The organism is bacterium (assembly GCA_020444065.1).
Classification (GTDB): Bacteria; Sumerlaeota; Sumerlaeia; order SLMS01; family JAHLLQ01; genus JAHLLQ01.
Window position 1 is genome coordinate 55,396 of the sequence record JAHLLQ010000001.1, and the last position, 12,797, is coordinate 68,192.

A 12,797-nucleotide genomic window follows, 5' to 3' on the forward strand; every position below is an offset into this window, starting at 1 on the left:
TTCAGGAAAGAAAGAGCCATGGCGGATATCTACGAGATTCTCGAGCAGCGCGGGTTCATTCAGGACTGCACCGATGTGGAGGCCTTCCGAGAACTGACCTCCAAGCAGAGCGTTAGCTTCTACATCGGATTCGACCCGACAGCCGACAGCCTGCACATTGGCAGCATGGTGCCCCTGATGGGCATGATGCACTTCCAACGCCAGGGCCATCGCCCCATCGCGGTGATCGGCGGCGGGACGGGCATGATCGGCGATCCCAGCGGCAAGAGCGCCGAGCGCAACCTGCAGACCCTGGATCAGATCGAGGAAAATATCGCCGGGCAACGGAAGCAGTTCGAATTGTTCCTCGATTTCAGCGGCAAGAGCGGCGCCAAGATCGTCAACAACTACGACTGGCTCTCCGAGCTTTCGTTTCTGGATTACTTGCGCGAGGTCGGCAAGCACTTCCGGATCGGCGAAATGCTCGGGAAGGAATCTGTCCGTGCTCGCCTGAACAGCGACGCTGGAATCTCCTACACCGAATTCAGTTACATGCTGCTGCAGGCCTACGACTTCCGCTACCTGATGGAGCACGAGAACTGCTGCGTGCAGTGCGGCGGTGGCGATCAGTGGGGCAACATCACGGCAGGAATCGAGCTCATTCGCAAGACGATCGGGAAGCCGGCATTTGGGCTGACATTTCCGCTGCTGACGACGGCTACGGGCCAGAAATTCGGCAAAACCGAGGCCGGCGCCGTCTGGCTCGACAAGGAACGGACGTCCTCCTACGACTTTTTCCAGTACTGGGTGCGGGCCGATGATCGGGATGTTGAGCGCTACATGAAGCTCTTCACGCTCCTCGATCTGGAGGAGATTGCGACCGTCATGATCGAGCATTCGAGCGCCCCTGAATCCCGGGCAGCACAGAAGAGACTGGCCTTCGAAGTCACCAGAATCGTGCATGGCGAGGACGAAGCGAAGAAGGCTCGCGACGCCGCCGAAACGCTCTTTGGCTCGTCTGAGGAGAGCTTGGCGGAGCAACTCTCAAAGCTTGATAATAAAGAAGTTCAGGCGCGTTTCCCCGATACGCCCTGGCTGTCCTTCGCAGCCACGGACCTGGATGAAATCGCAACACTCAGGGTCTTCACAGAGGCCGGTCTCGTCTCCAGCAAAAAGGAAGCGGATCGCCTGCGCAAGCAGGGTGGGCTGTACCTGAACGAGGAGCCCGTGGAGAAGGTCAAGCTCTCGTCAGCGGACTTCCCGCACCGGATCAATGTGCTGCGCGTCGGCAAGAAGAAGTACGGCCTTGTCGAGGTCAGCGCGTAAAGAGGCATTCCATTCGCTTATGGGCTCCGCTTAACCGACCACAGGAGCCACAAACATGGAAGTGCGCGATTTCGGCCAGACAGGATTGAAGGTCTCTGCTCTGGGATTCGGAGCCGGGCATATCTCCGGCATGGATGAGGACAAGGCAGAGCGACTGCTGAACGGAGTCGTCGATGCAGGCATCACACTGATCGACACGGCTCGCGGTTATGGCGACTCGGAGGAGATGATCGGCAAGTTCCTCTCCCACCGGCGAGATGACTTCGTGCTCTCCAGCAAATGTGGCTACTCTGTCCCCGGCCATGACGATTGGACCGGAGATTGTGTGACTGCCGGGATCGATCTGGCCCTGAAGACGCTCCGTACCGATCGCATCGACATCATGCACCTCCACTCCTGCGAACGCGACGTGCTCGAACGTGGCGAAGTCATCGAGGCGCTGCAAAAGGCCGTCGATGCCGGCAAGGTGCGCGTCGCTGCATACTCCGGCGAGAACGAGCATCGCGCCTATGCGCTCGAAACAGGCGCATTTGCCTCCATCCAGACATCGGTCAACATCTGCGACCAGCGCGTCGTCGATGAGGCGCTCCCCAAGACTCGCGAGCGCAACATGGGCGTCATCGGCAAACGTCCTCTTGCGAACGCCTTCTGGCGTTTCGAGCAGCGCCCCGTCGGCCATTACTGCGAGCCCTACTGGGAACGCGCCGCAGCAATGGATCTGACACCTGGCGGCGTGCAGTGGGGCGAGCTGGCTCTGCGCTTCGCAGCCTTCCAGCCCGGCGTCCACTGCGTGATCAGCGGAACATCGAACCTGGAACATCTGAAGCAGAACATCCGCTGGATCCAGCAAGGCCCGCTTCCCGAGTACCTCCACAATCGCCTCCGCCAAAGCTTCAAGTCCCACGACGAGGACTGGATCGGTCAGGTCTGAAGCTTCGCCCAGCCTGCCGGCTCGCTCTACATCATTCTGCATATCCTATTAGTCAACAAACGTTGATTATATGGTTGACCGCCGCACCGACTCGGAAGACACTTTTCCCGTATCCCATTATAGCTCTCCAAAAGGAGCGCCGTCATGCCTCCCGTAGCCCCGCTTCCGGAACTTGAGGTCGCTGCCCAGTTGCAGCGCCACGAGGTCCGCCTGGCCGAGTTGGATCGCCGAATCGGCCGCCTGGAATTGGATCAGCCACTCCAGCGCGGCGTTCCCACGTTCCGACCGAAGGACCTGCCAGCCCTCAAGCCCAAGCCGACGGTCATTCCCGAGGAACGCAAGACGCCGAAGGCGATCCCCTTGCGCGAGATTCCCAAGCCGATCGTTCCGAAGCCCGTTGCTCCGAAAGTCGTGCATCCACCGGCGGCGCCGAAGCCCAAACCAGTGCCGGCTTTCCTCGGCGAGGATGACTTCTTCGAGAAACTCAAGCGATCCGAACCCGCCAAACCCTCCGAGCCGAAAGAATCCTGGGAGGTTCGCCTTGCCACAGTCTGGCTTCCGCGAGTTGCCGGCGTTCTGATTCTCGTCGGAGCCGCCATCGGCGCGACGCTGTTGCCGGAACAGCTTGGTAAGCCTGTTCGCGTCTTGCTCGGCTACGCACTGATGGGCGGTTTGGTCGCCGGCGGCTGGTTTGTGCAGCGTCGTCACGAGCGACTTGGCCGACTGACGATGGCAATCGGCCTGGCGGTGGGCTACTTCGTTTCCTTTGCCGCCCACTACATTCCGCCGATGCATGTCTTCCCTGTGATTCCATCGATTGCGTTGATGCTCGCGTTCGTGGGGACTCTAGCAGTCCTGGCGGAACGATGGAAGTCTCAGAGCATCGCCATTGCGGGCTTGTCTCTCGGCGTTATCGCCGCGCTGGTCAGCGCACAAACGAGCCAGAGCTTCTGTCTCGTGGCGCTTGGCATTCTCGCCCTGGGTGCAGGAGTTCTGCTCGTGCGAAACGAGTGGAAAGCCCTCACGGCGGTGGCTCTTTCCGGAACATATCTGGCCACGTTCATCCTGTGGGTGCTATTTCCGCTCGGCGATGCAAAAGGCGAGGTCATCGCGCATCTCGGAGCGCTCGCCTGCTATCACGCAATCTTCACCGCCGCGTTCTGGCGGTGGGGGCGCGTTTGGGTCGCGCGGGAGCGAGCCTTCGATGAAGCCGCTACGCACGATGCTGCGCCTGTCATGCAGCCCGGCCTTCTCCCCTACTCGACATCGTTCGCGATTGTGAACTCGTTGGGACTTGCCGGTCTGTCGCTCTTCCTTGTCTGGCAAACGAAGGTCTTCTGGCCACAAGTCGAGTACCTGCTCTTCGCACTCACGGCAGTCGAGGTTATTCGTCTCGTCGCTCCGGCTCTGCGTCGTGGAACACTGCTCACGTTCCACATTCTCTCGGCTGCAGCGCTTCTCTCTGCCGGTCTGGTTGCTGCAACCAGCGGGCTGACAGAGGCTTCCGTTCTGGCGGCCGAGGCACTGATTCTCTCCATTGCCGCAAGCCGTGCCCGCGTGCTGCGCCTGCTGCGTCCCCTGACAGCCGTTTGCGCCGGACTGGCAGTGACATCGATCACGGGTTTCGGTGCCACGACGACGTTCCCACAGTTGGTCGCGCAGATGATTCCCGGCCTTCTTCTGCTGGCCTCCACACTGCGATGGGAAGCAGTCTGGGTTACAGGTCCTCACCCATTTGCCAGCGGATTGATTGCTTGGCTGGAAGCAGCATCCGGGCAGTTCCGCAGCATCACCGCAACCGCCCTTCTGATCGCTGCAATACATTCATTCCCGTCGGCAACTCCGGATATCGTTGAACTTGCCATCTACTGCTCTGTCGGCATGGCGCTCCTGCTCGGCATCACTGTTCTTCGCGCGACCAGTTGGACAATCGCGGCGGCCTGCCTTTCTATGCTATCATGCGCTTTCTTCATCGACGAGCAAGGACCTGCGTTGCTGTTCATCACTTGGGCAGTGCTGTCCATCTTGCTTTGGAACCAGGCTCGACGCACGATTCGTCATTCCATCGGTCGAGTCCTGATCGACCTGATGCTGGTTCCGGCGGTGTTCCTTGCTGCGGCTGCGTCGGTGCAAGTGTGCTCATCGATCGCGGAAGACTTCCAGGGAGTGTTAATCGCAATCGTCGGACTTGCCGCGATAGGATTGGAGCTACTCGCTCAGCGAATCCCAGTGCTTCCGAAGCTCATTCCAGGCTTTGTCGAGGATGAGGCAGAACGGGGTGAGCGAACGACACGATGGGAATCCTACGAGGCCCATCCGGCCGGTCGTGCATTCCGCTTCGGTACGCTCTTTGGATTGCTCGCCCTCTTGATTGGGACACTCCTCACATCGGTAAGCGACGCCTACGAAGGTCTTCTCTCTCCGATTCTTCTCGGGGCAATCTTCGCCGGCCTCTGGTTCGCCGGGCAACTCCGTCCCCACGCGCTCCGTATCCTACGGTATGCAATCCCCATCGCGTTCCTGTTCGTTGCTCTGTTCGCACCATTCACTTACTGGAACAGCCGCGAACCTGCGCTCTTCATTTCCACGGCCATCGCAATCGGCGTGTTCGCGCTGGGCAGCAGCAGGCGCTGTCCCTGGACGACGACTCCTGCGCTCCTGATGCTTGCTCTGATGCCAGCTCTCGGAATTGGAGCCTACACGGCAGGCCGCTTCGAAATTGGTGGGCTTGCCCTTTTCGGACTTCTCTCTGCGCTCGAAATCGTTGCCGCTTCGCGTGTGATCGTCTGGTCGCAAGGCCGTTGGCAATTGGGTGAAACCGATACCCGAATCTCCGGCGGAATCGCGCTGGCAATGCGAATCTGGCTGCCTGTTGGTGCGGCGATCGTTGCGCTCTCCGCTCTTTCGACTGGTCAATTCCTCCCAGCGCAGATGATCACCGTAGCATGGGCGGCGGTCGGCGTGGCTTTCCTCGTTGCCGGCTTCATCTTCATCGATCGCCCGATGCGTCACACGGCGCTTGCCGTTTTGGGAGTGTCGGTTGCACGCATCTTCCTGAGGGATCTCGTCGAGGCAGATACGTTGACCAAGTCCATCGCGTTCCTGGGCGTCGGTGTGCTGGCAATCTGCGCAAGCATCGCCTACGGCATCTTGCGCAAGCGCCTCGCGCCGCCGCCGAAGTAGGCTCGACAGGGCTGCGGCGCCAGGATAGGTTACTTTCGAATCCACCCGGAGGTCCCACCATGCGCCGGTCATGTCTCGTGATTGTCTTCACAATTCTCGCCGGTCTGCTGGCCGCCGAGCCTGTCTCCGTCCGCCTCTCCCCCGGCGTCGACTTGGACGAAGCCGGCCGATCGCTGCGCATGGCGATCAACGCATACGAAGAAGCCTTGAAGAGCCCGCTGCCGGATGCATGGTCGCGCCTCTCCATGCGGCCGGACGAGAGTCTCTCTTTCGGGAAAGGCCTCTTCCTGCTCGCCATCCGGGCCGGGGCACAAGACGCCACGCTGATGTTCATCGACGAAGAAGGGCCACATCGCGCGGATCTCGCGTCAGGCAACCAGGTGGCATTGGGAACTATCGATGTCATTCTTGTCACAACCCGGGAAGACGCATCCATCGAGATTCTCTTCCGTCGGCATGACCGCGTTCCTCCCCTGCAACCAACAAAGCCCGGCGAGAAATCCCCGACTCGCATTTCCGGAGTCGTCAGTCCCCCAGAGATCATCGTGCAATCTCCCTCGCCGCAGACAGCCGCATTCGCCGAAGCCTTTCTGCTCGAATACAATCGCACTCAGGATGCGATGGCTGCGGCCGAGAAGGCGCGCGAAGCCGTTCCGATCGCGTTTGAGGCAACACCGCATGAGCTGATTGATGGTGGTCATGGCGATCCCTACGAAAGCATTCAAGCGTACGAGGATCAGCAGCCACTCTCCGCGCTGGTGACGCTGCATCTCGTTCGCGGCGAAGCGAGCGCACTGAAGGCGCTCTCTACCAAAGTCACCTATCGCAGCGACGGATCGTCGCCGGACGATCCCAGTGTGCGCGTGTCCGGAGGTGGCCGCGGACTCGGCGTTGGAGTCGGCAATGCAGGGGATCGCTTCAGAGGACGTCTGCGCGCACTGGAATCCGAAGGTCAGGTGCAATCACAGTCCGAGACATTCGTGCGCGTTCCGCTTGGCGGTGAGTCGCTACTTCGATTGGATGGGCCAAGTGGTTATCTGGAAGCATGGGTCTCCGCACGCCCCTCCGGCCGCGGGGTCCTTCTCGACCTGGATCAACGCTCAGGGAACTGGTCTTTCCTCGGCGGCGTCTCTACGAGCGTCCGCATTCGTGACGGCGAGACCGTGACGCTCGCGCGAAACATTTCGACGAGAACAACGTCCTCCAGTTCCGGCCCACCAATCGTCGGCGGCATCCCCTACGTTGGCCCCCTGCTCGGCTCGTCTTCCAGGACGTCGCGCGAGAGTTCCTACGCATTGTACGCCACGGTGGAATTGGAATAGACCAAATCACCTTCTCAAGGTAAAGAAAATGGGATATGAACTGCACATCGAGCGGGAAGAGCCAATCACTCTGGACGAATGGAAGGCGGCGATCGCGAGAATCAGCGGGATCGACTTGAACGAAGAAGATACCGTTGTGGTCAATCCGGCAACCGGACAGGAGATCCGCTTCCCCGCACAATCCGGCGATGCCATCTTCGAAAGCTCCAACAGCTCGGTTGGACTGCGCTGGTCATCGCGGGGAGCCGCTTCATTCGAGCCTCCCGAAAACTGGGACGAATCCGGCTGCACGTTCCGCGTGCGAGTTCTCGACCTCGCCAAGCAACTCGGCGCACAGGTAGTGGGAGACGAAGGCGAAGAGTACGGGCTGTAGGATCTCTTGATGGCCAACTTTGGTGAGTTCCCTGGGAAGCCAGTGCAGAAGCGCAGGGATCAACTCATACCCTCAGTAGCACGTTGAACTTCCATGATTATTCAAGAGTTCAATCTCAAGAAGATCGCCGTCCTTGTGATCCTAACTTTGCTTCTGGGATTGCCCGCCACAGGGTTTTTCCATGAATTCGGGCATGGTGCTACAGCGATTCTACTAGGAGGACGGATTGACCACATCTGGCTTTTCCCCGGCATTGAGTTATTTCCCGATCTTGGCTTCTCCCTGATTGACGAGTTTCCATGCAATCTCGGGGGATGCGGCATTTCCGGATTGAATGCGGATTGGAAAGTGAGCGTCGAATCTCTTATGGGATCTGGCTGCACCTTAATCGCGGCCTATCTCATTATTCTGTGGCCGTTTCTGCGAGAAGCACATTGGTCAACATGCCTGACGATCACGTTCTCGCTTCCCTTTGCATGGGATATCATACTCTACTCGACACTTCCTTTAGCTGGTCTACGACACGCAGTGTTCTTGGGCGGCGAGGTCCCGGAACCATTGATTGCCGCAAGAGACTTGGGGGTTTCTTATTGGGTGTACTTCTCCGCTCTGATCTTCCATGTGCTCTTGTTTCACACCCTACTCGTTCGGGTTTGGCGAAAGAAGAAGATACAGAATGTGATACCGTCCGATAAAGGCATCGACCGAACTTGCGCCGGTCATGCATGACGTTGCGGGCCAAGGGCTTCTTCCGCCCTGCCTCCCCACACTTACCCCCGCATACCGCTGCAGAATCTGCATGCAGTTGCCGTGGTAGCCGCTGCCGGGTGGTGGTGATGCCGTTTTGCCATGTCACTAAAACAGTGCCAAAACCAATAGATTCAAGGATTCCTAAAGAAGTCACCACTTGGGGTGATCACGTTAGGAAGTGTCGCTTTGAGCGCGGTCTGCTGCAACGGGAACTAGCCGATATTCCCGGTGTAAACAAGTACATCGTCCTCAAATGGGAGAACAACAAGTGTAACCCAGCTCCGAATCTGCTCCCCCGCTTAGTGGAATGGCTTGGCAACGACCCCTTCCCCCCAGGCGAAACTGTGGCGGATCGAATCCAGGCCTGCAGGAGGAGACTGGGAACATCCAGAGTCGAAATGGGGGAATGCTCGGGGTGGAACTGTGCGGGATTATACTTCGGGAGAAGGGCCGCATCGATGAGAAAAGAGGAATGAAACATTGACAGAACGTGCCAAGACTTATTGCCTAAGTACAACGTTTGCCCCTTCCTGCGTAGAGCCCGGTCAGTCTCTCATCCTTCACAGAGGGTTTTTTCCCCATGAATCGGTTCTTTTCCCCTACTCGAGCGTCACAAGATGGCCTTGTCACCTGGAACGGAGTGCTGATGACGCTCCTGACGTTTCTTCTTCCCCCACTCCTTTGCCATGTGGCTGCCGCAGATCCCGGAACGGCCTTCAGCTACCAGGGAAGACTGCAAAATGCGGGGATTCCTGTTCTAAACAACGTGGATCTGCGCTTCACCCTCTATGATTCCGCCACCTCGCCGACAGTGGTCGCCGGCCCTATCAATGTTTCGAGCCACGCCTGGCCTGATGGCATCATCGAGACGGATCTGGATTTCGGGGATGTCTTCGACGGATCACCCCGCTGGCTGGGAATCGAGGTGGCCAATCCTAGTGGTGGTTCCTTCATCAGCCTCGATCCCCGAGTTGAACTGAAGCCGGCATCCTACTCAATCTACGCAGAAAACGCAGGGACGGCTCAGAATGTTCTCAATGATGCCGTCGACGATGCCGATGCCGATCCAACCAATGAACGCAATACGGCGCTGTCGCTCAATGGAACCAACCTTGAACTGACCGATGCGGGAGGGACCTTGAGTGCGGATCTTTCCGGGCTGACCGGTAGTTTCGGCGATGCGCACTCTCTCGACGCGGCGGATGGTTCTCCTGTTGATGCTGTTTTTGTGGATGCCGATGGCAGGGTTGGGGTGGGTTCTAATAAACCCACAGCGGGTTTGAGTGTCAGCTCAAGCAGCCCCTCAGGTTCCTTCTCCCTGCGCCAGCTTGCGGCCGCTCAGGATGAAGTGGGAGCGTTTACCAGACTTTCGAGTCCACAAGACCTGGTTGTCAGCAATCAGAAGGCATTTATTACTTCGCGCGTCGATGACACGTTATCAATTATCGATATCTCAAACCCCATGGCGCCGGCTTTGTTGGGCGAAGCTGTCGATGGGGCCGGTTTTACGAATCTTAATAATGTCCAGTCGGTTTTTGTCAGCAACAACCGGGCGTATGTGATTGGGGGGACCTCGCTCGATGCCATGACGATCATCGATGTTTCTGATCCCACCGCTCCCGCACAGCTTGGCGTTGCTGCCAATGGCGTGGGGGGGATCTCCGGGCTGACGGATGCCAGGGCTCTCTTTGTTTCCGGCAATCGAGCCTATGTTGGCGCTTCTTCGACTCTGATCATCCTGGATGTTTCCAATCCCGCCGCACCGCTCCAGCTTGGGGCTGCCGTTTCGGGAGTCGGGACCATCACCCATATGGTGACGCCTTCTGATGTCTTTGTCTCAGGAGGGACGGCTTTTGTTTCCTCCCTGGACAATTCGGTGACAATTCTGGATGTCAGCAATCCGGCAACGCCGACTCAATTGTCAGTCCTTGTTGATGATATTGCGGGCTTCAACGACCTGAGCTTTCCGACTGCTCTTCATGTCGACGGCGGCATCTGTTATGTCGTTTCCTTGCTGGACAGCGCGGTCTCCATGATTGACGTCTCTATTCCAGCGACACCCGCTCTTCTCGGCGTGGCAAAAGAAGGCGTGGGCGACTTTACCGAGTTGCAGGGAGCGGCACACATCGACGTTGTGGGTTCGATCGCCTATGTGACGGCTGTAACGGATGATGCAGTGACAATGATCGACGTGTCGGACCCTGCCAATCCTGCGCTGATTGCAACGGCCAAGGACGGAACGGGAACCTTTGATGCTCTCAACAAACCACTCGAGATCGCTGTTTCCGGAGATTCTGTGCTAGTCGCCGCTGAAGATGATGACGCGCTTTGCGTGCTGGGGCTGTCGCCGGGGAATCTCGGGCTGGAGGTTGTTGGCGATACGCTGCTGCGCAACGATCTTGATGTTCGCGGTAATGCCATCATTGGCGGCTCTGTCGGTATCGGAACAGAAGCCAGCGATCCACTGACAGTGGCTGGAACCATTCAAGCCGAGCTGCCGGATAATGGCGGTGTCAGCTCCTACATTCGGATGGGAGAGCCCAATGGAAATGTCGAAGTGGATATGAAGGACGGCGCCAGTCGCTATCACATCAAGATAGCAGACAGTGGAAATTTCCATATCGAACGTGAGGGCAACGGAGGGATTCCCGGTATATCCACCGATCCCCTGGGGCAGGTTGGCATTGGCATCGATGCTCCTGATACGATTCTTCACAGCTATAGTCCTTTTCAGGGCGAGCAGGGCGGCTTAAAGATTTCCCAGGGCAGTTCGAATTCAGTGATTTATCATAATTCCAATTCCGACTTGATCTTAAGAAAATTCAACCAGACAGATCAACTGGTGCTTGATTCAGGGGGCGACGTCGGTATCGGAACAAGTACCCCTTCATCCAAGCTGGAAGTGAATGGAACAGTCACGGCGTCTGCCTTTTCCGGCGACGGATCTGGATTATCAGGCGTTCATAATACGAACTTCACACTGAATAATACAAGTCTGGAGCTGACGGATGGAGACGGGGTGTTAAGCGCCGATTTATCACCCTTGGCAGGATCCGCTTTTGGCGATGGTCATTCGCTGGATGCCGCCGATGGAACACCAGCGGATGTCGTGTATGTGGATGCTTTGGGACGGACCGGGATCGGCAACACAGCGCCTTATGCGCCGCTGCATGTGGGCCCTCTGGGGGGAAGCGTCGTGCCCGTCCCCGTTCAATTAGGAACGGTAGTTGATGGCGTGGGATCTTTCACATCGCTAAACAGAGCCAGCGCCGTTTTTGTTGAGGGAACAACAGCGTATGTTACCAGCGAGGATGACGCCTCTTTGACAATTGTCGATATCACTGACCGAAGCAATCCCACGCTCCTGGGTGTCGCAACAGATGGTGTTGGTGGGTTTACCGATCTGGCAGGAGCCAACTCTGTTGTTGTTGCAGGCGGAGTAGCTTATGTTACAGCGGGAGCTGATTCAGCATTAACCATGATTGATGTTTCCGTCCCCGCCAGTCCTTCTCAACTGGGAGTGGCAAAAGATGGTGTGGGTGTATTCACATCATTGGGAGGAGCCCGGGATGTCTTCGTTTCGGGGTCAGTCGCCTATGTTGCTGCCGAAGCAGATGATGCATTAAACCTCATCGATGTTTCTGATCCGGCCAATCCAGCTTTGCACTCAATTGCTCCACTCCCTTTAGATGGCGCCAGCTCCGTTTTTGTGCTTGGAACGACTGCCTATGTGACCGCCGACACTGCTGACACCCTTTCTATTCTTGATGTCTCAAACCCTGCTTCTCCAAGCTTGCTGGGAGTTGCTGAAGATGGAGTTAATGGTTTCGATGGCTTAAATGGAGCCTACGATGTATTTGTTCAGGGAACGATAGCCTACGTTGCTGCCTTCAATGACAGCACTCTCTCCTGTATTGATGTCAGCAATCCCGCCGCTCCCGTTCAACTTGGTGTAGCCCGTGACAATGTAGGTGGATTCCCGCATCTCTTTCAGGCAGCCAATATTGTTGTGGTTGGCAACATCGCCTATGTTGCCTCGGAGGGTAACGATTCCTTAACGCTGATCGATGTATCTGACCCGACGATTCCTGCTCCAATCAGTGTCGCGCGAGATAATGATGGAACCTTCGACGCATTGGATGGCGCACGCTATGTCGAGGTTGATTCGGGTTACATCTATGTCGCGTCCCTGCTTGATGATTCTCTGACAATTATGGAAACCGTTTCCGAGCCTCCCACCGGGTTGCTTGTCGAGAACTCTCTGCAGGTAAATGGGAATCTCCAGATGGGTGGGAGTCTACAGGTGGCTGGCACATCTCCGGCGCCTGGCCTTGTCCTGATGGCGACAGATACATCCGGCAACCTTGAATATTCAAAACCCATCTTTCAGGATTCAACTTTCAATGCAGCAGAATACGTGGTCGATGCCGGTTTGACCAGTACCTATGTTGACCTGGGGCCGACCACCACCCTCTCGCTTCAGGCGGGACAGAAGGTTCTGCTGATGGTTTCGTTCAGCTTTGAGATTCGAGGTGGCTCGGGAACCGATGATGTCAAATTCCGATTCAGCTCACCGGCAGGTGATTGCCCTGCGATCAGCGAGGCGGGAACGAATACTCTTGAGCACTTCGATCAACACAGGGATCAGTGGCAGTCGGTTTCCTTTCACAGGGTTGTCGGCGTTACCTGTGATGGCGAATATCAATTCAGGCTGCAGGTTGATACATCCACATCAGACGATGAGCTGGTCGCTCGCTATGTGCAGATTACAGCGATCGCTCTGTGAGATCCCTGGGGCGAAGAATTCCGACGGTCAATCAGGGCGACGATGATGAGATTCGACGTGCCGGAAGGGCGGACCGTTGACGGGACCCGCCGAGACGACAAGGATGTGAAATTAGTGATCAGACTGGAGGATAGCTTTCGGCGGCGA

Annotated in this window: 7 protein-coding genes; all 7 read left to right on the forward strand. The window is 57.4% G+C overall.

Going from position 1 to position 12,797, the window contains the following annotated elements; all coding sequences use genetic code 11:
* Positions 1–18 precede the first annotated feature (18 nt).
* The 7 genes from tyrS (at position 19) to KQI84_00240 (ending at position 12,650) form a co-directional block, all read left to right on the forward strand.
* Entirely contained in the window at positions 19–1,305 is a 1,287-nt protein-coding gene (tyrS, locus tag KQI84_00210) for a tyrosine--tRNA ligase (GenBank protein ID MCB2153280.1), read from the forward strand.
* 55 nt (positions 1,306–1,360) lie between these two features.
* A complete protein-coding gene (locus KQI84_00215) occupies positions 1,361–2,236 on the forward strand; it encodes an aldo/keto reductase (GenBank protein ID MCB2153281.1) in 876 nt (291 codons plus the stop codon).
* Positions 2,237–2,380: 144 nt separating this feature from the next.
* Complete coding sequence (locus KQI84_00220) at positions 2,381–5,419, forward strand: DUF2339 domain-containing protein (protein ID MCB2153282.1); 3,039 nt, start codon at positions 2,381–2,383, stop codon at positions 5,417–5,419.
* A gap of 59 nt (positions 5,420–5,478) precedes the next feature.
* A complete protein-coding gene (locus KQI84_00225; GenBank protein ID MCB2153283.1) occupies positions 5,479–6,741 on the forward strand; it encodes a hypothetical protein in 1,263 nt (420 codons plus the stop codon).
* 28 nt (positions 6,742–6,769) lie between these two features.
* On the forward strand, positions 6,770–7,114 hold the full coding sequence (locus tag KQI84_00230) for a hypothetical protein (protein ID MCB2153284.1): 345 nt from the start codon (positions 6,770–6,772) through the stop codon (positions 7,112–7,114).
* 93 nt (positions 7,115–7,207) lie between these two features.
* Positions 7,208–7,843: a M50 family metallopeptidase gene (locus tag KQI84_00235; GenBank protein ID MCB2153285.1), complete on the forward strand. Its 636-nt coding sequence runs from the start codon at positions 7,208–7,210 to the stop codon at positions 7,841–7,843.
* A 667-nt stretch (positions 7,844–8,510) separates the two neighbouring features.
* Positions 8,511–12,650: a hypothetical protein gene (locus tag KQI84_00240; protein ID MCB2153286.1), complete on the forward strand. Its 4,140-nt coding sequence runs from the start codon at positions 8,511–8,513 to the stop codon at positions 12,648–12,650.
* Positions 12,651–12,797 lie beyond the last annotated feature (147 nt).